This is a genomic window from Methylobacterium sp. J-030 (genome assembly GCF_022829545.1).
Lineage (GTDB): Bacteria > Pseudomonadota > Alphaproteobacteria > Rhizobiales > Beijerinckiaceae > Methylobacterium.
On record NZ_JAKSYM010000080.1, the window covers coordinates 23,860 to 48,732 of the forward strand.

Sequence of the window (24,873 nt, forward strand, 5' to 3'; positions counted from 1 at the left end):
CAATCGCCTGCGCCTGCGCACTGATGTGCGCGGGCACACCTCGGATCGGACGGGTCCGTCGGTCAGCGCGCGTCGCCGAGCACAGCCTGGACCAGGGTCAGGACGGCGACCGCGGCGGTGTCGGCCCGCAGGATCCGCGGCCCGAGGGAGAGCGCGACCGTGTTGGGCCGGGCCCGGATCAGGGCGCGCTCCTCGTCGGAGAAGCCCCCCTCCGGGCCGACCAGCACGGCGAGGGGCGGCGGCGCTTCGGGATCGGCCGCAGTGACGAGAGCCCGCACGGGATCGCGCACCGGCGCATCCTCGTCGCAGAACACCAGGAGCCGCGCCGGCTCGAGGCCCGCCAGGACCTCGGGCAGCCGCCCCGGCTCGGGACAGTCCGGGATCGCCAGGATGCCGCACTGCTCGGCGGCCTCGATGGCGTTGGCCCGAAGCCGTTCCACGTTGACCCGGTCACCCTGGGTGAAGCGGGTGATCACCGGTCGGATCGTGCCCGCCCCCATCTCGACCGCCTTCTGGGCAAGATAGTCCAGGCGAGCGCTTTTGATCGGGGCGAACAGGTAGTGGAGGTCGGCCGGCGCGGGTTGCGGGCGGGTCTGAACGGCGACGCGCAGGTCGGCGCCCTTCCGCCCCGTCTGGACGAGATCGGCGCGCCATTCGCCGTCCCGGCCGTTGAAGACCAGCACGGGGTCGTCCGGCCCCCGGCGCAGGACATTCAGCAGGTAGTTCGCCGGCGCCCGCTCGAGCGGCAGGCGCGCGCCCTCGGCGAGGTCGGCCGCGACGTAGAGGCGCGGAGCGGTGAAATCGTAGGCCGGCATGGCGGCGTCGTCGCAAGGCGCCTCCGCCCTGTCAACGCGCGCTCGGTCCGCCAAAGTGTTGCCAAAGGGTTACGGCCGCGGCTTTTCGGCGTTCGACGCACAGACGTATTGGAGAGCCGGTTTGTCGCTCGATTGACGCCACATTCCTATGGCGAACCAAGAGATACGGAATTGGGCCGGCCGCTCGCGGATTCGGCAGGGGCGTCGAGGGAGTTGCGGGATGGTGAAGGGGAGCTTGAGCCTGGGAGCCGCGGTGCTGGTCGGCACCGTGATGTTCGGAACGGCGGCCTCCGCGCAGGGCGCCGCGCCGGAATGCGGCGCCATCCAGAAGACGCTGGCCGAGCGCAAGGCCCTGGTCAGCCGGGCCAACGCAGCCTCGCAGACCAAGAAGAAGATGACCCCGCAGGAGGCCTGCGCCCTGTTCGGGAAGCTCCAGGCCAACGGCGCCGAGGGCATGAAGTGGATCACCGCCAACAAGGAGTGGTGCTCGATCCCCGATTCCTTCGCCGAGGGCTTCAAGGCCGACCACATGAAGGTCAGCGGCATCCGCACCAAGATCTGCAGCGTCGCCGCCCAGGCGACCAAGATGGAAGCCCAGGCCCGCGCACAGGCTCAGGCCCAGGCCAACGGCCAGGGCGGCGGCCTGCTCGGCGGACCGGGCCTGACCGGGAGCTTCAAGCTGCCGCAGGGAGCCCTGTAAGGTTGTCCGGAGCGCTCTCCGCTGCGGTGGGGGGCGGCGCAACGAAGAGCGCGTCATAACAGACACTGCGCGCCGGGCTCGATTGCAACGCGATCGGGCCCGGCTCTATGAGGATTGCGGATCCGGCGCGCATCCCTCCTTCGCGGCGGAGGAAGGATCGACATGCGCGACGACCGGAGACCCGGCCGATGAGCGGGCAGCCCACGGGCGGAACCGTGATCCAGGATCGACGCCCGGCCGACGCGGTCGCCGGCCACTGGGTCGAGCGGATCGCGCCGCGATCCTGGCGCCCCTATCTCCGCCTCGCCCGCATCGACCGGCCGGTGGGCTGGTGGCTGCTCCTGCTCCCGTGCTGGTGGTCGGCCGCGCTGGCGGCGATCGCGGCGGACCAAGCCTTCCCCGATCCCTGGCACTGCCTGCTGTTCCTGATCGGCGCGGTAGCGATGCGCGGGGCGGGCTCGACCTACAACGACATCGCCGACCGCGACCTCGACGCACAGGTCGAGCGCACGCGGCTGCGCCCCCTCCCCTCCGGGCAGATCCGGCCGCGCCACGCCGCCCTGTTCCTCGTGGCCCAGGCCCTGATCGGGCTCGCGGTGCTGCTGCAGTTCAACGAGCAGGCGATCCTGATCGGTCTCTGCTCGCTGCTGCCGGTCGCGATCTACCCGTTCATGAAGCGCGTGATGCCGCTGCCGCAGGGGGTGCTGGGGCTGGCCTTCGCCTGGGGGGCTCTGATGGGCTGGGCGGCCGTGTTCGCGCGCCTCGATGCGTCGCCGCTGCTGCTCTACGCGGGCGCGTGGTTCTGGGTGGTCGGGTACGACACGGTCTACGCGGTCCAGGATATCGAGGATGACGAGATCGCCGGGATCCGCTCCTCCGCCCGCCTGTTCGGCCGGCATGTGCGGGGCGCGGTCGGCCTCTGCTACGCGCTCGCGGCATCGCTGGTCGCGCTGGCGGCGTGGCAGGCCGGGGCAGGTGTCGTGGGGTTCCTGGGCGTGGCGGCCTTCGCCGGGCATCTCGCCTGGCAGGTCCTGTCGCTGCGGGAGCGTGACGGGCGCGGGGCGCTGACCCTGTTCCGCTCGAACCGCGATGCGGGCCTGATCCTGTTTGCGGGCCTCACCGCCGACGCGCTGCTGCGCAACCTCACTTGATTGGCCGCGGCCCTCAGGTCCGGGCGATGATCTCGTTCTCGCCGCGGTGGATCTGAGGCCGCGCCGGGAGCCGTCCGGTCTTGCGCCGGGCCAGGAAGCGTGGACGGCGCCCGCCGAGGCCGGCATGACGGCGCCGGATGCGCACCCGACCGAGGATCAGCCGACCGATCTGCTCGGTGACGGGGACGAGGACACCGTCCTCCCGCACGATCATGCGCACCAACCCGGCGCGCGCCGCGATGTCGCGCCAGACCGCGACCACGTCGTCCTCGTCGAAGCTGCCGAGCCGGTGGAGTTCTTCGCCCTCGGCATCGACCAGGATCAGGCTGAACCGGTCGGCCCCGGCCATCTCGGCCTCCTCGACCGCATAGGCCAGCGCGATCCCGGCGGCGCGGCGGGCGCCCGGGCTGCGGCCGATCACCGGAAGCGGCGAGGCCGTGAGGGAGAGCGTGCCCGCGGCACCCTGCATGCAATGTCCTGCGCGACGTTCGTCCGTGACCGGGGAAGTGTTCATCTGTCCGAGTCCCTGGGGCAAGTGGCGGCGCCTGTCGGGCCGTCCGTTATGCCAAGCAAAATCGCACTCGAACTCCTCCGCAGCGCTTAAGAGCCGTCGTTAAGCGAATCTGGACAGGGCTGTCATTTGCGGAATGCTCAATGCTTCCTTGAATGCTCAACATTTCCTTGCGCGGATTGGTCGTTATCGATTGATCAACCAGCATCCTTGTGGCGATGCGGGCGGCGCCGTACAACGGCAGGGCCGGGCGCGCGATCGTCCGCATCCGGCCCCCTCAGCCCGAACGTCCTGCCATCCGCTGCGCCGGATGAACGGCGCGATGGGCTATCCGGCCCCCAACGGATCCCACGCGGAGTGCGATGCCCGAGCCCCTCACCGACGCCGCCGTATCCGCCCTGATGCCGGAGCTGCGCGCCGTCATGCGCGAGGCCGCCGACATCGCGCAGCCGTTCTTCCGGCTCGGCGGCCATACCTCCGCGCGGATCTGGTCAAAGGCCGGCGGCTCGCCGGTGACCGAAGCCGACGTCGCGGTCGACGCCTTCCTGAAGGTCCGCCTGAGCGCCCTCGTCCCGCGGGCGGCATGGCTGTCGGAGGAGACCGCGGACGACCCGGCGCGCCTCGGGCACGACCTCGTCTGGATCGTGGATCCGATCGACGGCACCCGGGCGTTCCTGTCGGGCCATCCCGATTGGTCGATCGCCGTCGCGCTGCTCGCGGGGGGCGAGCCGCTGATCGGGTTCGTGCACGCCCCGGCGGGGGAGACCGATTACGAGGCCGTGCGCGGACGCGGCGCGACCCGCAACGGCACGCCGATCCACGTGGATTCGCGGCAGGATTTGGCCGGCGCGCGCATCACCGGGCCGAAGCCGATGCTCGACCGCCTGACCCGGGGCGCCGGGCCGAACCCCGATTTCAGCGTGGTGGCACGGATCCCGTCCCTCGCCCTGCGGCTCGCCCGGGTGGCGGAGGGCAGCGTCGATATCGGGATGATCTCGGGCCATGCCCGGGATTGGGATCTGGCCGCGGCCGATCTCGTGCTGCGCGAGGCTGGGGGAATCGTCTGCGACTTCGACGGTGCGGCGACCCCTTACAATCGGGCCGAGCCGGTCCACGGCGAATTGCTAGCGGTGCCGGCGGCCCTGCGCGATCCCGTCCTCGCGGCTTGGGGCCGCTGAGCTTGGGGCCACTGAGGACGAAGCGGGCGATCAGGCCGCGCGCACCTCACGGAGCGTGAGCGCCGTCGGGGCAAGCCCGAGGCGGTCGGCGAGATGCCAGTGGAGTTCCCGGGAGGAGTGGTAGTTGTAGGACCGGTCGATCAGGTGGCTGATATCGCCACAGCTCAAATCCGCGGTCCCGGCCTCGGCCAGCTTGCCGACCCGGAAGGTCGGGGCGTCGGTCACGGGAGACCGGACGCCGCGGCGGCGTGTGTACTCAAATAACATAAGCGCTTTTTCTTTTGTGGACCGGACGTTTGCTCCGTCCGGCGTCGTTTCTGGGATATTGCCTCCGGCGCGACCTGCTTCCGAGCGGGTTTGCCCGAACCGGTAGCGTCGGAAGGGGGAGCCGCACCATGCGGCCGTTTCGAGGTCCGCCCCGATCTCCCGCATGGGCGGGAGCCCCCTGTCACGTATTGCGCGTCAGGGGGAACCGGGCCGGACCCGTCGACCGATCAGGCCGCCTGGAGGTTGCCCGCAGCGTCCTTGCCGCTGCGCTTGTCGGTCAGGATCTCGTAAGTGACCCTCTGACCTTCGATCAGGTTGCGCATTCCGGCGCGCTCGACGGCCGAGATGTGCACGAACACGTCCTTGCCGCCGTCGTCGGGCTGGATGAAACCGTAGCCCTTGGTCTCATTGAACCACTTCACAGTGCCGGTATTCACGTAGTGTACCTCATTCGTCCATAGGCCACCCGCGCGGCGTGAACGCCGCGTGATGCACCACGGTCTTTCTGGATTTGGCCAGTGCGGCGGGGCGCGAGGCGCTGAACCCTGAAGAGCATCAGCCTCGGTGGGTAAACCCCCCGAAGACGTATTTAGGCGCCGGCTGCGGCGGCAACAAGGCGCCGGCCGCGTATCTTCTGCGTCGCAGCCCGGGATGAAGGCGCGACCAAGGTCCGCCGCCCCCTGGGATTTCGGGCCTTTACGATGCATATACGGAGCGTGCGCAAGCAGTTACGGCGCGCGGCTCTGGACGCTACATGGCAGGCATATCGGTTTCGCTGGACGGTGCGAACATCCAGCTATCCTTCCAGAAGGACGATCAGGCGACGGCGGTGGTGATGGATGCCCGCGCCGCCCGCGCCCTGGTGCGGGCCGTCGGGCAGCTCCTCACGGCGATCGACGATACCGACGAGCCCGACTTGGCCGACGAGATGGGCGATGAGGAAATCGCCATGCTCGACGTGACGTCATCAGCGATCGAGATCGGCACCGACGAGGAAGGGCAGGCCGTGGTCGCGCTCCAGGCCGGGGCCTTGCCGCCGTTTCAGTTGCGCCTGACCGATGAAGAGGCCCGCCACGTGGTGACGAGCCTCTCCGAGATTCTCAACGCGCCGCGGGACGTGCGGACCTCGCACGGCGGGCACTGACTGCCCGCATCACATCCGCGTGCCGGGATCGGTCGGCGTCCCCGGAAAGATGTCGGGTTCCGAGCCCGGGCCACCCGGCTCGCCGATGCCGGGATCGTTCACCGGATAGGGCGTGCGCGGTCCGGTGGGGCCGATATCGGGCTCCTCATCGGGGATAGGCGGGGGCGGCGGCAGATCGCCGGGCGTGGGTTCGGGTAGGCCGGGATTGGCCATGCGCGGCTCCTCTTCATTCGGGATGGGGACCAACGGATCGGGCTTCGGGGAGTTCCGACAGGCATTCGCAGCGGAGCGGCGCAGCGTGGCGCCGTCGGGAACAGCCCGTTCCCCATCCGGTTGACCGGGCCAACCTGATCCGCAGGAGTCCATTCATGCCCGACATCCGCCAAGCCAAGATCCTGATCCTCGCCACCGATGGGTTCGAGGAAGCCGAACTCACCGTCCCGCAGGCGAAGCTCGCCGAGGCCGGCGCCACCGTGACGGTCGCCGCCCCGCAATCGCGCCAGAGCAAGGGCACGATCCGCGGCTGGGACAAGACCGATTGGGGCAAGGACGTCGCGGTCGACACCGACCTGGAGCGAATCGATCCATCCGCCTACGACTCGCTGGTCCTGCCGGGCGGCCAGATCAATCCGGACAAGCTCCGGCTCGAGCCGAAGGCGCTCGCGCTGATCAAGAGTTTTGTGACCTCCGGCAAGGTGGTGGCCGCGATCTGCCACGCTCCGTGGCTGCTCATCGAGGTCGGCGCGGCCAAGGGCCGCGACCTCACCGCGTTCAGCTCGATCCGCACCGACGTGATCAATGCCGGCGGCCGCTGGCACGACAAGGCGGTGGTGACGGATCAGGGCATCGTCACGAGCCGCAATCCCGGGGATCTCGATGCCTTCTGTGCGAAGATCATCGAGGAGATTCAAGAAGGCGGCCATGGTGAGCGGCAGCTCGCGGCCTGAGGCACGCGGCGCGCGCGCTCAACCGCGCGCGCCAGCCACCTCGAGAACGGTACAGCTTCGAAGAGGGCGCCCGTACTCGTCGGTCCCCTCGACGGTGACGCGGTGGGCGCCGGGCGCGAGGTCGTCCGGCAGACGCGCCGTCCAGATATGCGTGGAGGGCGTGGCCTGCACCCAGCTCTTCTTGGTCTCGGGATAGCGGGCGAAGAGTTCGGCGACGAACGGATCGGTCCGGCGGGTCCGGGTCATCGGTTGCGCCGGCCGGTCGCCGATGCGGAGCGCCAGGTTGGTGCGCGGGCCGCCGTCGAACGCGTTCACAACCACGGTCGTGTCGCCGAGCGCATCCTGCGGCACCGGTGGGCGGAGGCCCTGCATCGGCCGCGTCAGGCGGATCACCTCCACGGCGCCGACCCGCGCCTCACTCTCGAACAGGATGCGCAGGGTCTCGTCCGGCTGGCCCTGCGCCGGGACGTAGCGGGTCGTGTAGTCGGCCCCGCGCACCGACAGGACGTGGAAGCCGTTCGGCGTGCCGTCGCGGCTGTCGGCCGACGGGATGCCGGTGCGCGTGTCCGGCCCGCTTAACCACGAACCCGACACGGCGGTCAGCACGTGATGGTGGTGCCCCTCCGCCGGGTAATGGTGCTCGGTCGTGTGGGTATGGCCGGCGAGGCTCAGAACCTTGCGCCCCGCGAGCAGATCGAGGAGCGCCGCGCGGTCGATGGTGGTGCCGTGGGGATCGTCCGGCGTCGTATCGGTGAAGAGCGGGATGTGCATGGCGAGGACGATCAGGTCGTCCCGCGGGATCTCGGCGAGCAGGTTGCGCAGGAACGTCATGCTGCGTTCGCCGATATGACCCCGGTAGGTGTTCGCCCCCACCGGGACCGGCGGCCCCAGCCACTCGACATTGTCGAGCATCACGAACCAGGCCCGCCCGTGGCGGAACGCGTAGGTCGGCGCGCCGAACACCCGCTTCCAGGTCTCGCGGCTGTAGCGGGCATCGGGCGCCTGCATGTTGAGGTCGTGGTTGCCCGGCAGGCTGTACCAGGGCAGGCCGATCCGCCCGATGATCCGGTTGGACCGGTCGATCAGCGAGAGGTCGTCGAACAGCACGTCGCCGGTGGTCATCCCGAAGGCCGCCGGGATCGCCATGGCGCGGGCGACCGCGGTGTCGCGCACGTGGTCGAGCTCGAACCGGCTCTCAGGCTGCGGATCGGTGAACAGGATCACGTCGAAATCCGCGGGCTCGTCGACGCGGGTCAGCGTGAAGTCGATCGAGGCCGGCAGGGGGCCGGTCGGCGCGACACCGCGGTAGCGCAGCCCCAGCTTCGCCGGCGTACCCTCCGGCTGGTGGATGTAGGAATGGCGCGGCACGTTGTCGGCGTCGCGCGGCAGGGCGTAGCCGGGCGGCTTGATCACGAAGACCGCGCCATCGCCGGGCATCGGCAGGCGGTAGCGGCCCTGGTCGTCGGTGCGCGCGATCTCGCGGCCGTTGGAGACGAGGACGCCCGGCAGCGGTGCCCGGTCCACGCCCGTGACATCGGTCGCGTAGACGATCCCGTTGGCCTCCGCGGTGCCCTGCGCCTCCGCGCGTCCTGCCGCGAGGCCCAGGCTGGCGAGACCGGCCACGGTCTCCCGGCGGGTGAGGCCTCCGTCTCCGGACTTGGGTTCGCGCGACATCGGGGGCTCCTGCATGGTGTCCTGCTCCGTCGCAGGAAGCCGCCACTGCGGCCCCGCGACTTGGGCTTCGAGGGCCAAGCAGACGCATTTGACCGGGCCATGACAGACGCGCTCCCAAACGCGCGAGGCCCGCATCTCGGGGGAGATGCGGGCCTCGGGTGATCCGGAGCGAATTGGGCGACGGGTTACTCCTCGTCGCCGGGCTCGAAGGTCTGCGGCACCGGCTCGGCGCTGGCGACCGGGGTCGGCGCTCCGATCGTCGAGGGGACGTTGACGCCGTCGCGCTTGTAGATGTCGTCGCGGAACTGGACGATCCCGTCCGGGGTCGACCACGCCGTGATGTAGGTCCAGTAGACGGGCACCGGCTGAGCGATGTTGGCATCGACGCGCTTGCCGCTCTCGATCGCCTCCTCGACCTTCTGGCGGTCCCAGCCGGGCGTGTCCTTCAGCAGCCACGTGATGTACTCGCGCACGTTCTGCACGCGCACGCAGCCGGATGAGATGAAGCGGAAATCGTCGCCGAACACGCCCTTCGTGTTCGTATCGTGCATGAACACGCCGTAGGGGTTCGGGATGTTGATGCGCACGATGCCCATCGAGTTGAAGTCGGCGCCCGAATCCTGCCGGTAGGTGTAGCGGGTGCCCTCGTCGGAGTTCCAGTTCACCGATTTCGGCGAGATCTCCTGGCCGTTCGAGAGGATGCGGATCCGGTTGTCCGTGAGGTAGTTCGGATCCTTCTGCATCTTCGGGATCAGGTCCTTCTTCACGATCGAAGCCGGGACCGTCCAGGTCGGGTTGAAATTGATCTGCGTCGCCTTGGTGTTCATGATCGGCGACTGACGGTCGATCTTGCCCACGCCCGCGGCGTGGAGCGTGACGACTTGGCCGTTCTCGACCGTCTCGACCAGGGCGGCCGGGATATTGGTGATCACGAAGCGCCGGCCGAGATCGCCCGAATAGGAGCGCAGGCGCACCACGTTGGTCTCGAGCTGGCGCAGGCGCACGTCGGCGGGCACGTTCATCGCCTGCTGGGTGGCGAGGCTCATCGTGCCGGTCTGGCTGAGGCCGTGCCGGGCCTGGAAGCGCTTCACGCCGGCGGCGACGTAGGAATCGTACACGCCCGAGCCGCCGGCCGCCGCATCGAGGTCGCCGGTGACGATCAGGCGCTGGCGCACGGCGGCCACGGCCGGACCGCGGGACCCGATCCGCAGATGCTCGGCGCCGGACACCTGCCGCCAGCCGCCGCGGTTCACGATATCCTTGTAGCGCTCGACCATCTGCTCGGTCGCCGCCACCGTCTGGGGCGAGAGGATCGGCACGGTCTCACGCTGCACCTGCATGGCGGCCGGCGAAGCATAGTCCTGCGCCCATTCGGCCTGGGCGTAATTGCCCTGGTCCCGGGCTTCCGCGGCACCGACCCCCAGGGCGCCCAGGGCGGCGACGCTCAGGAGCGTGGTGAACCGGTTATGTGCCTTCTTGCGCATCGGTCGCTGGCTCTGGTCCGGAATCTGTTCGGATCGTGACGGAAAGGGATGGTCTGGGCCGTCACGGTGTGGGATTGGCGCTTAAGACTCCCTATCGAAGGGGCCGGAATATGGCATCGCGGTGCGCCAGCGCACGCCGTCTCCGGGTGCGGCACCCCGGCAACAGCCACGGGCGTCGCCGTGTGGCAAGTATGCCATAGCGGGCCGGATCGCGAACGGGCGCAGCATGGATCGGGCCTCGGCGAGAACGAGACGAGACGACGCTCATCCCGTGGCGCCCCTGCGTGCGGTGATCGCCGCGCTGGCGCTCTACGCCTTCGTGTTCCAGGCTTTTCTGGGCGGACTGATGCCGATCCCGGCCGCCATCGACGGCCTGTGCGCGCAGCACGCGGCGTCCGATACGAACCCGGACAGGCCGCTTCCGCACGGTCACGGTGATTGCTGCACGGCCGCGCAGGCGGTGGGTGCCGAGCTTCCAACCCGCATCGCATCCGACATCGTCGCGTGGACGGCGGAGGATCGCGGTAGCCCTCCCTATCGGACCGTCGGCCAGCTCGGCTCCCGCGAACCGCCCGACCGCAGCACCGCACCGCGGGGTCCCCCATCCGCCTGAGCGATTGTTTCCCGACGAAACACTCAGACCGGATGTGTCCCATGAAGATTGTTATTCAGGCCGTGATCGGCCTCGGCCTCGTCGCCTCGGCGGCGCAGGCCCACGCGGTGCTGGAGCGCAGGCAGGCGAGCCCCGGCTCGACCTATCGCGGCGTCGTCCAGATCATGCACGGCTGCGACGGCAAGCCGACCACCAAGGTAAGCGTCAGCATCCCGGAGGGGCTGTTCGGCGCCAAGCCGATGCCGAAGCCCGGCTGGACGCTGGCGACCACCCGCGGCGCCTACGCGAAAACCTACACGACCCATCACGGCACCGCCTCCGAGGGCGTGACCGCGAGCACGTGGAGTGGCGGCAGCCTGCCGGACGATGAGGTCGACGAGTTCACCTTCCTGGCGCAGGTCGCCGATACGTTCGAGCCCGGCGCGACGGTCTACGTGCCGGTGCAGCAGGATTGCACGGAGGGCGGCTATTCCTGGTCCGACATCCCGAAGCCCGGTCAGGATGCCCATGAGCTGAAGGCGGCCGCCCCCGCTTTCCGGATCGTCCAGGTGGCCCAGGCAGCGCCCGCGAAGGCGGCCCCGATCAAGGCCGGCGACCTGACCATCGAGACGCCGTGGCTGCGCGCCACGCCGAACGGCGCCAAGGTGGCGGGCGGCTACGTGCGCATCACCAACACCGGCAGTGCGCCCGACGTGCTGACCGGGGCGACGGTACCCTTCGCTAAGTCGGGCGATATCCATTCCATGTCGATGGAGGGCGGGATCATGAAGATGGCGCCGGTCTCCGGCGGCCTGACCATCAAGCCCGGGGAGACCGTCGAGCTGAAACCGGGCGGCTTCCACCTGATGTTCGAGGATCTGACCGGCGCGCCGAAGGCCGGCGAAACGGTGGCGGGGACGCTGACCTTCCAGCGGGCCGGCACCGTGCCGGTGACCTTCTCGGTGGCGCCGATCGGGGCGTCCGCGCCCGGCGGACCGCACCAGCATCAGCACTAGCGAGGCCGCTGACGAGCGGTCGGATGCCCGAGATGCGTCTTCCGCCAGCACCGCGCCGGGCCATCGCGGCACGGGCTGCTGGCGGGATGGTCGGAGTGGCCCCTGGCGGGGATCGCGTCCCGCTCTCGGACAGGACCCGCGCGCCCTCCCTCCCCGCGGCGGGGGGAGGGAGACGCGTGGAATTCGGCCTTTCGCTGCTTCAAGGGCTCATCCGCGAAGCGTCCGGCGTCCGCAGCCTCGCCACGCCGATGCTGGCCAATCCCACGGCGATCACCGGCAACCCGTCGCGCAAGGTCGAGACCGAGCGGATCGCCAACCGCACCTCGTTCCTGCTCGATGTCGGCAAACTCGACGTTGACACCGGGGCGATCCACACGAGCCTGTATCACCCGATCTTCCAGGCGATCGACCAGGAGGGCTGGACCTCCGGTATCAGCCCACACTGGGCCGGAACCGTCGATCTCGGCGGTTTCCGCGATGACGTCGTGCTGGGCCTGCGCGCCTTCGCGGGCCAAAACGCGGCGCTGCAATGCGTCGACATCCGCGGCCAGCGGGGCGCTCAGACGCTAAATCCCCTCCAGAGCGCGTCCAACGACGCGGCTTACGGCGAGAACCGTTTCTGGTTCCTGCCCGACGTGGCGCTGATGACGGGCGCCAAGGCGTTCACATCAAATCGCACCGACAGCGACAAGGGCGGCCTGCCCGGGGGCCTGACGCCGGACTTCGCCGACGCGACCTTACGGACGCGCGCTCCGTATCGGAGATCGCCGCGGTCGCGAATGCCCGGACATCCGGGGGCGCGGCGACCCTGGCGGCGTTCCATCCCGGCAGCGGTCGCAGCGTGTTCGCGGGCCTGCGCGCCGCAATCTGAACGCTGGCATCCGCCGGGAGACCGCTTATCTTGGCGTCGACCGGTTCGTTAAGGTTAAAAAAGGATGAACCCTGATCCCGGCGCCGATCGGCGCTAGGATTGCAGCGTCGTCGGACAGAGCGGGACGCAGCGTCCTATTTCCGGACGGACAGGGCCGTCGGACGGCACGGGAGAGGCAGGATGAACGGCTTCGATGTCACGTTTCGGGACGACCAGGACTGGGTCGATTTCGGCAAGTCCTACGTCAACTCGGACGCCTTCAAGTCGCTATTCCGCGAGGGGATGAAGCTCGTGGAAGAGACGGCCGCCTATCTCGACGGCGAGGGGCGCGACGAATCGCGCCTGATCTCCCGCGACGCGACGCTGAGCTACGCCGCCGAGAGCATGCGGCTGACGACGCTGCTGATGCAGGTCGCCTCCTGGCTGCTGGTGCAGCGCGCGGTGTCCGAGGGGGAGATGACCCCGGCCGAGGCGCTCCTCGAGAAGCACCGGGTCAAGCTGGCGAGCAGCGAGCCGCCGAAAGCGCAGGATTTCAATCTGCTGCCGGTGCGTCTGCAGCAGCTGATCATGCGGGCGCGGCGCCTGCACAGCCGCATCCTGCACCTCGACGTGCTGATCACCGAGGACCGGCCGACGCCGGCCCCGGTCGAGAGCCCGGTGGCCGCCCAGCACGGCCTGCTGCGGATGGCGTTCCGCATGAGCGACGGCTGACCCGGTCGCCGGTCGACCCAAAGAAAACGGGCGGCCCTACGAGGGGACCGCCCGTCCGTACGACGCCGCCCGGGGGCAGCACGTTCTGTCCGGGTCGCTCAGCGCTTGCCGAGATTGCCGAAGCGCGAGTTGAAGCGGGAGACGCGTCCGCCGCGGTCGAGCATCTTCTGCTCGCCGCCGGTCCAGGCCGGGTGGGTGAGCGGGTCGATGTCGAGGTTGAGGGTGTCGCCCTCCTTGCCGTAGGTCGAACGGGTCCGGTACTCGGTGCCGTCCGTCATCACGACCTTGATGAAGTGGTAGTCGGGGTGCTCGGTCCCCTTGGCCTTCGCGGCCGCGTCCTTCGCCATGACCTGTCGTCCCTGATCTGGCACGCCGGCGGGAAGCGCAGGAGGCGCCGCCCGGCCCGGAATGCGGAAGATGTCACCGGTTGCACCGAACCGTAGGTTCGTGCAACGGCACGTCCAAGCCGACCGTGGTGGCGGCCCGCGGCCATTGAACACACGCAATCGGATGAGCGGCGGCGTATACCGCAGGCGCTCCCCGGTCACAAGCGCCGCGGACCGGGAGATCGACGCATACGAGAGGCGTAATGGCCCGTAGACCCAAGGCGGCCGTCGAGGGGCGGCCCAAAGCACCGCTGAGCGCGCTCCGGCCGCTGCTCCCGTTCGCGTTGCGCTATCGCGGCCGGATCATCGGCGGGCTCGTCGCCCTCGCCTGCGCGTCGGCCTCGACGCTGGTGGTGCCCGTCGCCATGCGCCGGGTGATCGACCACGGCTTCACGGTCGACGGCTCGGGGGTGATCGACGCCTATTTCCTCGCCCTGCTCGGCGTGGTGGCGGCCTTCGCGCTGTCGAGCGCGGCCCGGGTCTACACCGTGGTGACCCTGGGCGAGCGGGTGGTGGCGGATCTGCGTGCTGCCGTGTTCGCCCGGCTCACGATCCTCGACCCGGCCTTCTTCGACCGGGCGCAGTCGGGCGAGATAATCTCGCGGCTCACCGCGGACGCGACGCAGATCAAGTCGGCCTTCGGGGTTTCGGTATCGATCCTGCTGCGCAACCTGTTCCTGTTCGTGGGGGCGACCGCCATGATGGTGGTCACGAGCCCGCGGCTCTCCGTGATGGTGCTGGCCGCGATCCCGATCATCGTCTTCCCGCTGATCGTCTCGGGCCGGGGCGTGCGCCGACGGTCCCGGGCCGCCCAGGACCGGCTGGCCGAGGCCTCGGCCTACGCCGCCGAGGCGGTCGGCGCCGTGCGGACCATGCAGGCCTTCGGGCGCTCGGGCAGCACGGCGGCCCGGTTCGCGGCGGCGTCCGAGGAGGCCTACGGGGCCGCTCGGGATTCGATCCGGGCGCGGGCGCTGCTCACCGGCGTCGCGATCTTCCTGATCTCGGCCTCCGTGGTCGGGGTGATGTGGTACGGGGCGCAAGGCGTGCTGACCCACACGATGACCGGGGGCGAACTCTCGCAGTTCGTGCTCTACGCGGTGTTCGGCGCCGGAGCACTCGGCCAGCTCTCCGAGGTCTACGGCGACCTTGCCATGTCGGCGGGGGCGGCCGAGCGGCTGACCGAGATCCTGGCCGCCGAGCCCGCGATCCGCGCGCCGAAGCCGGCCCTGCCGCTGCCCGAACCCGCCCTCGGCGCCGTGACCTTCGAGACGGTGCGCTTCGCCTATCCGACACGACCCGGCCACGTTGCCCTCGACGGCCTGAACTTCGCGGCGGCTCCCGGCGAGCGGATCGCCATCGTGGGTCCGTCCGGGGCCGGCAAGTCGACCGTGTTCCAGCTCCTGCTGCGCTTCTACGATCCGCAGGGTGGCCGGATCCTGATCGACGGCTTCGACATCGCGCAGGTCGATCCCGAAGCCCTTCGCGATCGCATCGCGCTGGTGCCGCAGGATCCGGTGGTGTTCTCCGGGAGCGTCAGCGAGAACATCCGCTACGGCCGCCCGGAGGCCGGCGAGGCCGAGGTTCGGTATGCCGCCGAGCGCGCCAACGCGCACGGCTTCATCACGGCCCTGCCGCAGGGCTACGACACGCAGGTCGGCGAGCGGGGCGTGACGCTCTCGGGTGGCCAGCGCCAGCGGATCGCGATCGCCCGGGCGATCCTCAAGGACGCGCCGATCCTGCTCCTCGACGAGGCGACCTCGGCGCTCGACGCGGAATCCGAGCGCGCCGTCCAGGCCGCCCTGGACACGCTGATGCGGGGGCGCACCACCCTGGTCATCGCCCACCGGCTGGCCACGATCCGCGCCGCGGACCGGATCCTGGTCCTCGACGACGGCCGCATCGTCGAGACCGGGACCCACGAGAGCCTGCTGGCGCAGGGGGCGCTCTACGCGCAGCTCGCGAACCTGCAGTTCACCGACGCCCTCGACGAGACCGCCCGGGGCAAGGAGCCCCGTACCCGGGTGGAGCGGCTGCCGGCCGGGGAGTAGGCCGGGACACACAGGGCGGCGCGGTGTAGACAGGGCGTCATGCCGACGCTCGACCTCGCCCGCTTCCCGCGCCTGCCGCTGCTGACGCTCCCGACGCCGATCGAGCCCCTCGACGGGCTCACGGCCCATCTCGGCGATGCCCTCAACGGCGTTCGGATCTTCGTGAAACGTGACGACCTGGCGGGGATCGGCCTCGGCGGCAACAAGCTGCGCAAGCTGGAATATCTGCTCGGCGCCGCCAGGGAGGCGGGGGCCGATACGGCGATCACGGTGGGTGCGATCCAGTCGAACCACGCGCGGCTCACCGCGGCGGCGACCGCCCGGGCGGGCCTCACCTGCGAGCTGTTCCTGACCCGCAGCGTGCCGCGGCAGGATCCGGACTATACCGGCAACGGCAACCGCCTGCTCGACGATCTGTTCGGCGCCACGGTCCATGAGCTTCCGGGCGACGCCGATTCCATCGCGGCCGCCGAGGCGCGGGCGGACGCCCTGCGCGCTGAAGGTCGCGTGGTCTACACCTTCCCCTCCGGCGGATCGAGCCCGACCGGGTGCCTCGGCTACGTGAACTGCGCCGCCGAGATCCTGACCCAGGCGGACACGCTGGGGGTGACCTTCGCGCAGATCGTCACCGCCAACGGCAGTGCCGGCACCCATGCGGGCTTGGTCGCGGGGCTCGCCTCGATAGGCCGCGACCCGCGTCTGGCGAAATCCTTCGCAGTGCTCGCCGAGGAGGCGCGCGCCCGGGGGGAGGTTCTGGAGAAAGCCAACGCGACGCTGGCGCTGACCGGCGCGGAGCGGCGCGTGACGCCGGAGGACATCAACCTCGACGGCCGCCACCGCGGCCCGGGCTACGGGATCCCGACCGCCGGCATGCTGGAGGCCGTCCGGCTGATGGCGCGGACCGAAGGCAAGCTCCTCGATCCGGTCTACAGCGGCAAGGCCTTCGCGGGCCTGTTGCACGACGTCCGAGCCGGGCTCTACCCGGCGGGGTCGTCGGTGCTGTTTCTGATGACCGGCGGCACCCCCGGGATCTTCGCCTACAAGGAGGCGCTGGCGGGCTGAGCGCGCCGCCGACCTGGGGGCCGGGATGACGACTCAGACCTACGTCGCGGCGACGCCCGAGGATATCCCGGCGATCCAGCGCTTGGAGCGGGGCGAGGGTTTTGCCGACTGGGTCGGCCGCTGGTCGGCCGAGGAGCATCTTCGGGAAATGGCCACGGGCTCCGAGTACCGGCTGCTGCTGGAGAGTGGTGCACCGGTCGGGTTCGTGCTGCTTCAGAAGTCCGTCCTGGCGGATGCCTGCCTCCTGCTGCGGCGCATCGCGGTGGTGGAGCCCGGACGCGGTCTCGGAAGCGCGCTGCTCAAGGACACTTTGCGCCACGGCTTCACGGAGCGCGCGGCGCACCGCATCGAGTTGATGGTCTACGTCGACAACGCCCGCGCACGCGCCGCCTACGCCACGGCAGGCTTTCGCAAGGAGGGCAACCTGCGCGAAGTCCGCCGGACCGCCGATGGCAACTTCCGGTCGATGGTTCTGATGTCGATCCTCCGCCCGGAATGGGAGATGGCCGCTACCGCTCGGTGAGCTTCATCTCGATCCGGCGGTTGCGGGCATAGGCCTCATCGGTGGTGCCGCCATCGATGGGCTGGAACTCGCCGAAGGCGCCGGCCAAAAGATGCTGGGGCGCGATGCCCTTGCCGGCGAGGTATTGCACCACCGCGATGGCGCGGGCGGCCGAGAGCGCCCAGTTCGACGGGAATTGCGGGGTGCTGATCGGCCGTGCATCGGTATGGCCGTCGACCCGCAGCACCCAGGGTAGATCCGCCGGGATCTGCTTGGCGAGGTCCGAGATCGCCCCCGCGATCCGGTCAAGTTCCGGCCCGGCCTCGGGCTTCAGGGTCGCCGAGCCTGCGGGGAACAGCACCTCCGATTGCAGCACGAACCGGTCGCCGACCACGCGAATGTCGGGGCGGTTGCCGAGGATCTGGCGCAGGCGCCCGAAGAAATCGGAGCGGTAGCGCGCCAATTCCTGAACCTTCTGCGCCAGGGCGACGTTCAGCCGGCTGCCCAGCTCGGCGATGCGGACCTGAGATTCCCGGTCACGGCTCTCGGACGCCGCCAGCGCGTCCTCCAGGGCGGCGAGCTGGCGGCGCATGGCGCTGATCTGCTCGTTGAGCAGGTCGATCTGGGACAGCGCCCGCTTCGTCGCGCCCCGCTCGGCCTCCAATTGCTTGTCGACGGCACCGGCAGCGCCCTGGCTGACGGTGGCGGCCTCCGCCTGGGTCTTGGCCTGATCGCGCTCGGCCTCGACGCCCGCGAGCGTCGTCCGCAAGGAGCGGACCTCGTCCTCCTGCGTGCGTCGGTTCGAGCGCTCCAGAGCGAGAAGGTCGGTAAGGTCGGCGATCTGGCGGTTGAGCTTGGCGAGCGTCTCGTCCCGCCCGGTCAGCTCCTGCGACAGGAAGAACTGCCCCACCACGAACACCGTGAGAAGGAACACAACCGAGAGCAGCAGCGTCGCCAGCGCGTCGACGTAACCCGGCCAGACGTTGAGGGTGCGCCGGGACCGCGCCGCCGTGGACGCCATCAGACCCGCTCCCGGCCCAGCCGGTCGAGCACCTGCTTCAGCTCACGCTCACGGCTCGCCTGGGCCTCCACCCAGTCGCGGATCATCTGCTGCTCGGCGCGCATGTGCTGCACGAGGCCCTGAATGCCCTCGGCGAGGTTGGTCATGGCGAGCGTGGCGGCGCGGCTGCCGCCGCCCTCCGCGACCAGAGCGGTCAGGCGATCGACCGCCTCCTTGAGTTCCAGCGTGCCGGCTCCCCCCGCCCGGACCGCCACCGCCGCCGTCTCGGCGGCGACAGCCTGGCCGGACATCAGCCAGTCCTGCAATTCGTTGTGGAAACGCGCATGGGCCTGGCCCGCCTGCAACTCCAGGAAGCCGGTGATCAGCGACGAGGCGAGACCGAACAGCGAGGCCGAGAAGGCCAGGCCGATTCCCGAGAGCGGCACGGCCAGGCCCGATTTCAGCTCGTCGAACATGACCCCGGCATCGCCGCCGCCGCGCATCCCTTTGATCACGCCGCCCACCGCCGAGAGGGTGTCGATCAGGCCCCAGAACGTGCCGAGCAGGCCGAGCAGGATCAAAATGCCGGCGATGTAGCGCAGGATCTCGCGCCCCTCATCGAGGCGGGCCGCGATGGTGTCGAGATAGCCGGCGGTGCCCGGCAGCGTCACGCCCGCGGGCCGGGCCGCGACCATCGGCGCCATCGGCGCGAGGAGCGTGGGCGGGCGCTTGGCCGGGGTGCCGCGCGCCGCCGCGTTGACGTAGGCGACCTCGCGGAACAGGCGGATGACCTGCCCGAACGCGATCACGACCGCGATCAGCAGAACCCCGAGGATGAGTCCGTTGAGACCGGGATTGGCCAGGAAGGCCGGCGTGATCTGCTTGAACAGGATGAAGGCGAGAAAGCCGACGAGGATGAGAAAGACGACCATGCGCCCGAGATAGATTCCGGGCCGGGCCAGCGGCTCCGTGTTGTTCTCGCCGGTATCGCGGGCGGCCATCGGTCGCTCTAGCCTGATCTTAAGACATGCGGCCGCCGGCGGCGTCCGTCCTACTTACTGTGGAGGCAGGGCCTTACGCGATCAAGTCGCGCACGGGACGCACGCGCGTCGCGTGGTGGATGGAGGCAGATCCACGGCTTCCCCTCCCTGCAGAGGGGGGAGGGAGAGCCCACGTCAGGCTGCACGTCCAAGCGCAGCAGTAAGCAGCGGCCTTAATCCCAAAAATACGGCGCGCTCGCCTCGAGATGCGGCCCGAGCCGCAGTGCCGCCACCCGGGTGGCGAGGCCCCGCGCATCGGTCTCCACCGCGATGCCACTGAGCGTGCCGTCGCCGGTCGCGACTTCCCAGCGGGAGCCCGGCGTCTTCTGGATCATCCGGCGGATCGGCTCGTCCTTCTGCATGCCGATCACTGAATCGTAATCGCCGCACATGCCGGCATCCGACATGTAGGCGGTGCCGCCGGGCAGGATCCGGTGATCGGCGGTGGGCGTATGGGTATGGGTCCCGACCACGAGGCTCGCCCGGCCGTCGAGGTAATGGCCGAGGGCCTGCTTCTCGCTGGTCGCCTCCGCGTGGACGTCCACCACCACGGCGTCGGCGGCGGCCCCCAGCGGGCAGGCCATGAGTTCGCGCTCCACCGCCGCGAAGGGGTCGTCCATCGCGTCGAGGAAGACGCGGCCCATCACGTTGACCACGAGAACGCGGGCGCCGCCTTGCGTTTCCACCACCGTCGCGCCGCGGCCGGGCGTGCCGGGCGGGTAGTTGGCCGGGCGCACCAGACGCGGCTGGCGGGCGATGAAGACCAGCGCCTCGCGCTGGTCGAAGCTGTGGTTGCCGAGCGTCACCGCGTCGGCGCCGGCCTGGAGCAGCTCGTCGCAGATCGATTCGGAGATGCCGAAGCCGCCGGCCGCGTTCTCGCCGTTCACCACCACGCAGTCGAGGCGCCAGCGCTCGCGCAGGCGGGGCAGGTGATCGCACACGACGGTGCGGCCCGAACGGCCGACGACATCGCCGAGGAAGAGCAGACGCATCGGTCAAGCCGTCCTGTCGAAGCGAATCAGGCCCGCCTCGGTGACCACGCAATCGAGCGGACGGTCGTGCGGCTCGGCCGGCACGCGCCCGACCTCCTGCGCGGCGAAGCCGATGCCGACGGTAAAGAGGGGGCGGCCGCGGGACAACCGCTCGATCGCCCCGTCGTAATAGCCGCGGCCGTAACCGATCCGCTGGCCGGTCCGGTCGAAGGCGGCGAGTGGCACGATCAGCGCGTCGGGATCCACGGGCGCCAAGGACGGGTCGGGCTCGCTCAGGCCGAAGCTGCCGGAGACCAGCGTGTCCCCGGCGCGCCATTCCCGGAACACGAGCCCCTCCCGGGTGACCTGCGGCAGGGCCACGGCCTGGCCGCGGGCCAGCAGGCCCTCGGCGGCGGGCCGCGGATCGACCTCGCTGCGGATCGGCCAGAAGGCGCCGACGAGCCGAACCTGCGTCAGTTCGGGGAGTGTGAGAAGCGCCGCGGCGATCGCCGCCGAGGCGGAATGTCGGTGATCCGCACCGAGCGCGTCGCGCGCCGCCAGGGCCGCGCGGCGCAGCTCCGCCTTGCGCGTCGCATCGGCGGGTTCGGAAGAAAGCGAGTGCGGAGCCACGTGAGCCGTTGGAGGATCGATCCCGGGAAACCTACAGCGTAGGTGGGCGCCGTGTTGGCCAGGTCCAGGGACGAGGCCAGGGACAGCTCCCGAGGGAGTCGATAAGGCCCCGGGGATAGTGCTCCTGACGAACTCTGCAGCCCCGCTACCGACATGTAGCGAGCCCGGCGCGTTCCCGCCAGGGCTCCGCAGCGTGAAAATGGTGCCGGCTGAGGTTCGCCCCGCCCACTCTCATGCGCCGATGAGCGCCCTGAAGCGCGGGGCGCGCCCGGCCCCGTCGATGCACTCGATCCCGCCGCCCGCGTTCAGGGTGTGCAGGCGATTGCCGGGCCATGACGGGCCGGGCTCGATCCGGCCGATCGCGGTCTGCGCGAACCCCTCCGGATCGAGGCGGTCGATCCGGGCGAGCACCAGGGCGCGGCCGTAGCCGGCGGCGCAATCCTGGACCGGGCGGATCAGGTGGCCGCCCCGCGCCACGATCCGCCCAGCCGGGCGCGCCAGCGACGGATCGACCAGGACAGGATTGGCCGGATGCGGCGTGAAGGGGCCGCGGAAATCGGGCGCCGACCAGAGGTGGAGCGCATCGTGGAAGGAGCCTGCCCCGGCCGGCGCGTCGAGCCCGGCATCGCGAACCGTGGCGAAGATCCACCAGCGGCCTTCGTGCTCGACCAGGGTCGCGTCGCTCGCCACCACGCCGGAGAGAAGCGTCGCTTCCTTGACCCAGCCTTGGGGGAAGCGCGTGGCGCGGTAGAGATCGACGGTTCCTGCGGCGGAACTCTCCGGCACCATCCAGACGCACCCGTCCCGCTCGAAGACGAACGGGTAGGAGAGGTGATGGGCCTCCTCCAGCACCGGCACGGGCGGGCCCTCCGGCCCATCCGGCCCGAAGCGAACGGCCGAGATGATCGCCTTGCCGGTGGCGTGCGGAAAATCCTCGACGAAGAGGTGCGTGCGTCCCGCGACGGCGATCGGGAAGGGATCGGCGTAGAAGCGCCGGCCGTCGTCGGGCAGGACGGTCCAGCCCGTCTCGGGATGGCGCCGGAGATCGACGAGGTCCAGCCCGGCGAGGTGCCGCCAGCCGCAGCGCCAGTGCGGAGCGTTGTAGCACAGACGGTACAGGCGGTGGATGAGCGCGCCGGCGAGCATGCGCCCGGCCCGCGTACCGAGGCGCGCAACCGTGAGGGCCACCGCATGGCCCACAGGCGCATCGCCGCAGACCCCCGCCCCGTTTCGCCCGGCGATCCGGTCGCGCAGAGCGGCCGCGATCACCGTGATCGACCGGGCCAGCGCATCCTCGATACTCGCCAGCACGATCCCGGGCCGGTCGGACCCGAGGCGGCCGGCGGCGCGGAGCGTCCCATTCTCGACCAGGGTGAGACGCGGCACGGCGCCCGCGAGCAGGCTCGCCAGCAACGCGTCCTCGCCGGCCATGCCGTCGTAAGCGATATGCCAGGTCGTGGGACCGGACGGGACGTCGCCGCACAAGTCGAGGACGAGGTCGGGCGGGCCATCGGCCCGTCGCCACCGATCGAGCTCAGCACCGGCGATCGGCTCGAACCCACGACAGCGCAGGCCGTGGACCAGGGCCTCGAGCTGGAACAGCAGATCGGCCGTGTGCGGCCATGCCGTGGCTCCGGGCGCGTCCGCGAGACTGACCGTGCCGATGCCGGGGATCGCGCTGATCCGTTGCAGCACGGTACGATGCCAACGGCGCGGCCGAGCGCCATCGAGGCGAACACGCACATGCATCGATCCGCATGCCCCCTGGCAGCCCCGTGATCCGTCGATCAACGCACCGACCCCAGATCCAATCCCTAACCGTAAGGGAGATGATTACACGGCATAACTGATCCGAAGTTGCACCGGGTGTTTACGACGTGTTCAGTAATCGGTACGTCTTGCCAGGACAATCTCAGATTCTGCAGCGTTCGCGCCGAATGCGCGACTCTTGCAACCGGGCCTGTCGCCCGTGCGGGCCTGACCTGGATTGAGACGACGGTGACCGATCGTGACACGGATCGACCCTAACCTCGCTGTCGCGACCTGGCTGGCGCCGGTACAGCCCGCGCTGCCCGAGCGGCCCGCCCGGCCGGAGACGAGCGCCGAGGCCGGCGACCTGTGGCGCATCCTCTGGCGGCGCAAGCGGATCATGGTCGGGACCGCCCTGCTGCTCGGCCTCTTGGCCCTGGCCTATGCCCTGCTCACGCCGTCCCTCTACACGGCGACAGCCCAGATCCTGATCGACCCGCGCGACCGGCAGGTGGTGTCCAACGACGTGAACCCGGGCACCCTCTCGCCGGACGGCGGCATCGCCCAGGTCGAGAGTCAGGTGAAGGTGATCGAGTCCGACGCGGTGCTGGGCCGCGCGGTCGCCCAGACCGGCCTCGATTCGGAGCCCGGCTTCGGCGTGCCCCGGACTCTTTGGTTCACCCACACGGTGTCCGCTCTGCGGGAGATGGTGATCGGACCGCGCCCCGAGCGCAAGGTGGACGCGCGGGGCCGCGCCCTCGAACAGCTCCGGCGCAAGCTCGCGGTGAAGCGCGCCGACAAGGTCTTCGTGATCGACGTGATCGTCACCACGGTGGATCCCGATCTCTCGGCGCGCATCGTCAACGCGATCGCGAACGCCTACCTCGCGGACCAGACCGAGGCGCGGGCCGATGCCGCCCGGCGCGCGGCAGGCGATCTGCGGGGCCGGCTCGATGAGCTGCGGAACGCGGTCAACGACGCCGACAGGAAGCTCGAGGACTACAAGGCCCGCCACGGCCTGATCACCGCGAGCGGCCGGCTCATCAACGAGCAGCAACTGACGGATCTGAACACCCGGCTGGTGGCGGCCCAGGCCCGGACCGCCGACGCGCAGGCCCGCCTGCAGGGAATCCGGGATGCCCGCGGCCGGGCGGTCGGCGCCGGCGCGATGCCGGAGGCGGTCCAGTCCTCGGCCATCGACCGCCTGCGCGGCCAGTACGCCGAACTCGCCGCCAAGGAGGCGGATCTGCGCACCAACCTCGGCGAGCGCCACCCGTTCATCGCCGCCGTGCGCACCCAGATGCAGGATGTCCGCCGCCTGATCGAGGCCGAACTCGGCCGGATCGCGGGCGCCGCCGAGACCGAATTCCACCGCGCCCAGGCCAACGAGCACACGCTCACCGCCGAGCTGGGGCGGCTCCGGCAGCAGGCGGCGGTCACCGCCCAGTCCTCGGTGCAGCAGCGCGAGTTGGAACGCGAGGTCGAGGCGGCCCGATCGGTCTACAACAGCTTCCTGGTCCGCGCCCGGGAGATTAAGGAGCAGACCACCATCGACAGCTCGAACGCGCGGATCATCACGTCGGCGCGCCCGCCGGAGGATCCGAGCTGGCCGCCGCGGCTGATCCTTGTCGCCGCGGCCCTGTTCGGCGGCCTCGGCCTCGGTGCCGGACTCGCGCTGGTGCGGGAATACCTGGCGCCCACGGTGCTGTCGCCGCGCCAGTTGGAGCGGCTCTCGAACGCGCCGGTCGTGGCGGTCCTGCCGGGCCTGCGGCCGAGGGGCGCCAACGCGGCAGCCGCGGGCTTCACCCTGGACCATCTCGCCGCGACCACGGGGGGGCGCGGGCGCTCGCTCGTACTGATGGTGACGTCGGGCGACGCGGACGACTTGCAGCGCCGGGCGGTGATCGGGCTGCTCGCCGCGGTGGCGGTCGGGCGCGGCGACCGGGTCCTGCTCGTGGATGCGGATCTGCGTGGCGAAGGCTCCGGCACGGGCGGCCTCCTCGACGTGCTGCGCGGCGAGCAGAGCCTGAACGCGGTGACAGAGACCGATCCGAAATCCGGGGCGCGCCGGATCGGGCTCGGCGACACGAGCAAGTCGATCCGCGATGCCCTGACGGTGGACAACATCGAGCGGTTCGTGGCGGGCGTGAAGGCCCGGTTCGAGCTGGTGATCGTGGATGGCGGGGTGCTCAGCGAGAACCTGCGGCTCGGCCCGCTCGCAAATGCGGCCGACCGAGTGCTGATGGTGGCCTGCAACGGCGCGACGCGCCAGCGTGACCTGATCGATCTGGTCGACACCTCTGAGGCGCTGGGCCGGCCGATCTCGGGCTCCCTGCTGCTGACGCGGCGCCGGGCGTGAAGCTCGCACGGGCAGAGCCGGCCGGGCCCCTCGCCGCGCCCGCGGCGGGGCGCGCGACCCCGCGC

General features: G+C 70.4%; 25 protein-coding genes, 1 other RNA gene and 1 pseudogene. 13 read left to right on the forward strand and 14 right to left on the reverse strand.

What is annotated here, in order from left to right:
• Positions 1-62 precede the first annotated feature (62 nt).
• Positions 63-815, reverse strand: coding sequence for a 16S rRNA (uracil(1498)-N(3))-methyltransferase (locus MKK75_RS04185; protein ID WP_244041372.1), 753 nt, complete (start codon positions 813-815; stop codon positions 63-65).
• Between the two features lie 220 nt (positions 816-1,035).
• Here MKK75_RS04185 and MKK75_RS04190 point away from each other — a divergent pair, with 220 nt between their 5' ends.
• Together MKK75_RS04190 and ubiA are read left to right on the forward strand one after the other, a co-directional pair.
• On the forward strand, positions 1,036-1,515 hold the full coding sequence (locus MKK75_RS04190) for a hypothetical protein (protein ID WP_244041373.1): 480 nt from the start codon (positions 1,036-1,038) through the stop codon (positions 1,513-1,515).
• Between the two features lie 188 nt (positions 1,516-1,703).
• Positions 1,704-2,666, forward strand: coding sequence for a 4-hydroxybenzoate octaprenyltransferase (gene ubiA / locus MKK75_RS04195; protein ID WP_244041374.1), 963 nt, complete (start codon positions 1,704-1,706; stop codon positions 2,664-2,666).
• Between the two features lie 13 nt (positions 2,667-2,679).
• On the opposite strand, the gene MKK75_RS04200 is transcribed toward ubiA, so the two are convergent.
• Positions 2,680-3,135 (reverse strand): DUF6101 family protein, encoded by a 456-nt coding sequence (locus MKK75_RS04200; protein WP_244041375.1) that lies wholly within the window; start codon positions 3,133-3,135, stop codon positions 2,680-2,682.
• Positions 3,136-3,539: 404 nt separating this feature from the next.
• Between MKK75_RS04200 and MKK75_RS04205 the strand changes: the two genes are divergently transcribed.
• Entirely contained in the window at positions 3,540-4,355 is an 816-nt protein-coding gene (locus MKK75_RS04205) for an inositol monophosphatase family protein (protein ID WP_244041376.1), read from the forward strand.
• A 30-nt stretch (positions 4,356-4,385) separates the two neighbouring features.
• Here MKK75_RS04205 and MKK75_RS04210 read toward each other — a convergent pair whose 3' ends face one another.
• Both MKK75_RS04210 and MKK75_RS04215 read right to left on the reverse strand, forming a co-directional pair.
• Complete coding sequence (locus tag MKK75_RS04210; RefSeq protein WP_244041377.1) at positions 4,386-4,622, reverse strand: AsnC family transcriptional regulator; 237 nt, start codon at positions 4,620-4,622, stop codon at positions 4,386-4,388.
• A 227-nt stretch (positions 4,623-4,849) separates the two neighbouring features.
• Positions 4,850-5,059 (reverse strand): cold-shock protein, encoded by a 210-nt coding sequence (locus tag MKK75_RS04215; RefSeq protein ID WP_091712733.1) that lies wholly within the window; start codon positions 5,057-5,059, stop codon positions 4,850-4,852.
• Between the two features lie 317 nt (positions 5,060-5,376).
• Here MKK75_RS04215 and MKK75_RS04220 point away from each other — a divergent pair, with 317 nt between their 5' ends.
• Positions 5,377-5,766, forward strand: a complete 390-nt coding sequence (locus tag MKK75_RS04220; RefSeq protein ID WP_244041378.1) for a hypothetical protein — start codon at positions 5,377-5,379, stop codon at positions 5,764-5,766.
• 9 nt (positions 5,767-5,775) lie between these two features.
• Here MKK75_RS04220 and MKK75_RS04225 read toward each other — a convergent pair whose 3' ends face one another.
• Positions 5,776-5,979, reverse strand: a complete 204-nt coding sequence (locus tag MKK75_RS04225) for a hypothetical protein (RefSeq protein ID WP_091712736.1) — start codon at positions 5,977-5,979, stop codon at positions 5,776-5,778.
• A 155-nt stretch (positions 5,980-6,134) separates the two neighbouring features.
• On the opposite strand from MKK75_RS04225, the gene MKK75_RS04230 reads away from it, so the two are divergent.
• A complete protein-coding gene (locus MKK75_RS04230) occupies positions 6,135-6,713 on the forward strand; it encodes a type 1 glutamine amidotransferase domain-containing protein (RefSeq protein WP_244041379.1) in 579 nt (192 codons plus the stop codon).
• Between the two features lie 18 nt (positions 6,714-6,731).
• Here MKK75_RS04230 and MKK75_RS04235 read toward each other — a convergent pair whose 3' ends face one another.
• Entirely contained in the window at positions 6,732-8,387 is a 1,656-nt protein-coding gene (locus MKK75_RS04235) for a calcineurin-like phosphoesterase C-terminal domain-containing protein (RefSeq protein ID WP_244041380.1), read from the reverse strand.
• Between the two features lie 185 nt (positions 8,388-8,572).
• Positions 8,573-9,871, reverse strand: coding sequence for a murein L,D-transpeptidase (locus tag MKK75_RS04240; protein ID WP_244041381.1), 1,299 nt, complete (start codon positions 9,869-9,871; stop codon positions 8,573-8,575).
• Between the two features lie 271 nt (positions 9,872-10,142).
• On the opposite strand from MKK75_RS04240, the gene MKK75_RS04245 reads away from it, so the two are divergent.
• The 4 genes and pseudogenes from MKK75_RS04245 (at position 10,143) to MKK75_RS04260 (ending at position 13,061) form a co-directional block, all read left to right on the forward strand.
• Positions 10,143-10,484, forward strand: coding sequence for a hypothetical protein (locus MKK75_RS04245; protein ID WP_244041382.1), 342 nt, complete (start codon positions 10,143-10,145; stop codon positions 10,482-10,484).
• A gap of 41 nt (positions 10,485-10,525) precedes the next feature.
• Positions 10,526-11,479 (forward strand): DUF1775 domain-containing protein, encoded by a 954-nt coding sequence (locus tag MKK75_RS04250; protein ID WP_244041383.1) that lies wholly within the window; start codon positions 10,526-10,528, stop codon positions 11,477-11,479.
• Positions 11,480-11,712: 233 nt separating this feature from the next.
• Positions 11,713-12,216: pseudogene (locus tag MKK75_RS04255) on the forward strand (TonB-dependent receptor); the annotation flags it as partial.
• 314 nt (positions 12,217-12,530) lie between these two features.
• Positions 12,531-13,061 (forward strand): DUF1465 family protein, encoded by a 531-nt coding sequence (locus MKK75_RS04260; RefSeq protein ID WP_244041384.1) that lies wholly within the window; start codon positions 12,531-12,533, stop codon positions 13,059-13,061.
• Positions 13,062-13,159: 98 nt separating this feature from the next.
• Here MKK75_RS04260 and rpmE read toward each other — a convergent pair whose 3' ends face one another.
• Positions 13,160-13,408 carry a 50S ribosomal protein L31 gene (rpmE, locus tag MKK75_RS04265; protein WP_010682778.1) on the reverse strand — a complete coding sequence of 83 codons (249 nt, stop codon included), beginning with the start codon at positions 13,406-13,408 and terminating at the stop codon, positions 13,160-13,162.
• Positions 13,409-13,650: 242 nt separating this feature from the next.
• Here rpmE and MKK75_RS04270 point away from each other — a divergent pair, with 242 nt between their 5' ends.
• From MKK75_RS04270 to MKK75_RS04280, 3 genes are read left to right on the forward strand one after another with little or no spacing between them, the layout of a single operon-like run.
• Positions 13,651-15,495, forward strand: coding sequence for an ABC transporter transmembrane domain-containing protein (locus tag MKK75_RS04270; protein WP_244041385.1), 1,845 nt, complete (start codon positions 13,651-13,653; stop codon positions 15,493-15,495).
• A gap of 39 nt (positions 15,496-15,534) precedes the next feature.
• A complete protein-coding gene (locus MKK75_RS04275) occupies positions 15,535-16,557 on the forward strand; it encodes a D-cysteine desulfhydrase family protein (protein ID WP_244041386.1) in 1,023 nt (340 codons plus the stop codon).
• A gap of 25 nt (positions 16,558-16,582) precedes the next feature.
• Positions 16,583-17,080, forward strand: coding sequence for a GNAT family N-acetyltransferase (locus tag MKK75_RS04280; protein ID WP_244041387.1), 498 nt, complete (start codon positions 16,583-16,585; stop codon positions 17,078-17,080).
• On the opposite strand, the gene MKK75_RS04285 is transcribed toward MKK75_RS04280, so the two are convergent.
• The 6 genes from MKK75_RS04285 to MKK75_RS04310 all read right to left on the reverse strand — a co-directional run bounded on the left by MKK75_RS04285 (position 17,067) and on the right by MKK75_RS04310 (position 22,449).
• Positions 17,067-18,080 carry a peptidoglycan -binding protein gene (locus tag MKK75_RS04285; RefSeq protein WP_244041388.1) on the reverse strand — a complete coding sequence of 338 codons (1,014 nt, stop codon included), beginning with the start codon at positions 18,078-18,080 and terminating at the stop codon, positions 17,067-17,069. The genes MKK75_RS04280 and MKK75_RS04285 overlap by 14 nt on opposite strands.
• On the reverse strand, positions 18,080-19,060 hold the full coding sequence (locus MKK75_RS04290) for a MotA/TolQ/ExbB proton channel family protein (RefSeq protein ID WP_244041389.1): 981 nt from the start codon (positions 19,058-19,060) through the stop codon (positions 18,080-18,082). Before MKK75_RS04290 ends, MKK75_RS04285 begins: the two co-directional genes overlap by 1 nt.
• Before the next feature lie 212 nt (positions 19,061-19,272).
• Positions 19,273-20,091 (reverse strand): TIGR00282 family metallophosphoesterase, encoded by an 819-nt coding sequence (locus tag MKK75_RS04295; RefSeq protein WP_244041390.1) that lies wholly within the window; start codon positions 20,089-20,091, stop codon positions 19,273-19,275.
• Between the two features lie 3 nt (positions 20,092-20,094).
• Entirely contained in the window at positions 20,095-20,700 is a 606-nt protein-coding gene (locus MKK75_RS04300; protein ID WP_244041391.1) for a 5-formyltetrahydrofolate cyclo-ligase, read from the reverse strand.
• Positions 20,690-20,846: non-coding RNA, 6S RNA (gene ssrS, locus MKK75_RS04305), on the reverse strand. Before ssrS ends, MKK75_RS04300 begins: the two co-directional genes overlap by 11 nt.
• A gap of 85 nt (positions 20,847-20,931) precedes the next feature.
• Positions 20,932-22,449 carry a formyl transferase gene (locus tag MKK75_RS04310; protein WP_244041392.1) on the reverse strand — a complete coding sequence of 506 codons (1,518 nt, stop codon included), beginning with the start codon at positions 22,447-22,449 and terminating at the stop codon, positions 20,932-20,934.
• Positions 22,450-22,708: 259 nt separating this feature from the next.
• Here MKK75_RS04310 and MKK75_RS04315 point away from each other — a divergent pair, with 259 nt between their 5' ends.
• Positions 22,709-24,808, forward strand: a complete 2,100-nt coding sequence (locus MKK75_RS04315; RefSeq protein WP_244041393.1) for a GumC family protein — start codon at positions 22,709-22,711, stop codon at positions 24,806-24,808.
• Positions 24,809-24,873: the final 65 nt, after the last annotated feature.

What these genes read in the sequence shown, in the direction of transcription:
- MKK75_RS04185 (WP_244041372.1), bottom strand. Translation starts at nt 815, where the DNA reads ATGCCGGCCTACGATTTCACCGCTCCGCGCCTCTACGTCGCGGCCGAC.
- MKK75_RS04190 (WP_244041373.1), top strand. Translation starts at nt 1,036, where the DNA reads ATGGTGAAGGGGAGCTTGAGCCTGGGAGCCGCGGTGCTGGTCGGCACC.
- ubiA (WP_244041374.1), top strand. Translation starts at nt 1,704, where the DNA reads ATGAGCGGGCAGCCCACGGGCGGAACCGTGATCCAGGATCGACGCCCG.
- MKK75_RS04200 (WP_244041375.1), bottom strand. Translation starts at nt 3,135, where the DNA reads ATGCAGGGTGCCGCGGGCACGCTCTCCCTCACGGCCTCGCCGCTTCCG.
- MKK75_RS04205 (WP_244041376.1), top strand. Translation starts at nt 3,540, where the DNA reads ATGCCCGAGCCCCTCACCGACGCCGCCGTATCCGCCCTGATGCCGGAG.
- MKK75_RS04210 (WP_244041377.1), bottom strand. Translation starts at nt 4,622, where the DNA reads ATGTTATTTGAGTACACACGCCGCCGCGGCGTCCGGTCTCCCGTGACC.
- MKK75_RS04220 (WP_244041378.1), top strand. Translation starts at nt 5,377, where the DNA reads ATGGCAGGCATATCGGTTTCGCTGGACGGTGCGAACATCCAGCTATCC.
- MKK75_RS04225 (WP_091712736.1), bottom strand. Translation starts at nt 5,979, where the DNA reads ATGGCCAATCCCGGCCTACCCGAACCCACGCCCGGCGATCTGCCGCCG.
- MKK75_RS04230 (WP_244041379.1), top strand. Translation starts at nt 6,135, where the DNA reads ATGCCCGACATCCGCCAAGCCAAGATCCTGATCCTCGCCACCGATGGG.
- MKK75_RS04235 (WP_244041380.1), bottom strand. Translation starts at nt 8,387, where the DNA reads ATGTCGCGCGAACCCAAGTCCGGAGACGGAGGCCTCACCCGCCGGGAG.
- MKK75_RS04240 (WP_244041381.1), bottom strand. Translation starts at nt 9,871, where the DNA reads ATGCGCAAGAAGGCACATAACCGGTTCACCACGCTCCTGAGCGTCGCC.
- MKK75_RS04250 (WP_244041383.1), top strand. Translation starts at nt 10,526, where the DNA reads ATGAAGATTGTTATTCAGGCCGTGATCGGCCTCGGCCTCGTCGCCTCG.
- MKK75_RS04260 (WP_244041384.1), top strand. Translation starts at nt 12,531, where the DNA reads ATGAACGGCTTCGATGTCACGTTTCGGGACGACCAGGACTGGGTCGAT.
- rpmE (WP_010682778.1), bottom strand. Translation starts at nt 13,408, where the DNA reads ATGGCGAAGGACGCGGCCGCGAAGGCCAAGGGGACCGAGCACCCCGAC.
- MKK75_RS04270 (WP_244041385.1), top strand. Translation starts at nt 13,651, where the DNA reads ATGGCCCGTAGACCCAAGGCGGCCGTCGAGGGGCGGCCCAAAGCACCG.
- MKK75_RS04275 (WP_244041386.1), top strand. Translation starts at nt 15,535, where the DNA reads ATGCCGACGCTCGACCTCGCCCGCTTCCCGCGCCTGCCGCTGCTGACG.
- MKK75_RS04280 (WP_244041387.1), top strand. Translation starts at nt 16,583, where the DNA reads ATGACGACTCAGACCTACGTCGCGGCGACGCCCGAGGATATCCCGGCG.
- MKK75_RS04285 (WP_244041388.1), bottom strand. Translation starts at nt 18,080, where the DNA reads ATGGCGTCCACGGCGGCGCGGTCCCGGCGCACCCTCAACGTCTGGCCG.
- MKK75_RS04290 (WP_244041389.1), bottom strand. Translation starts at nt 19,060, where the DNA reads ATGGCCGCCCGCGATACCGGCGAGAACAACACGGAGCCGCTGGCCCGG.
- MKK75_RS04295 (WP_244041390.1), bottom strand. Translation starts at nt 20,091, where the DNA reads ATGCGTCTGCTCTTCCTCGGCGATGTCGTCGGCCGTTCGGGCCGCACC.
- MKK75_RS04310 (WP_244041392.1), bottom strand. Translation starts at nt 22,449, where the DNA reads ATGCATGTGCGTGTTCGCCTCGATGGCGCTCGGCCGCGCCGTTGGCAT.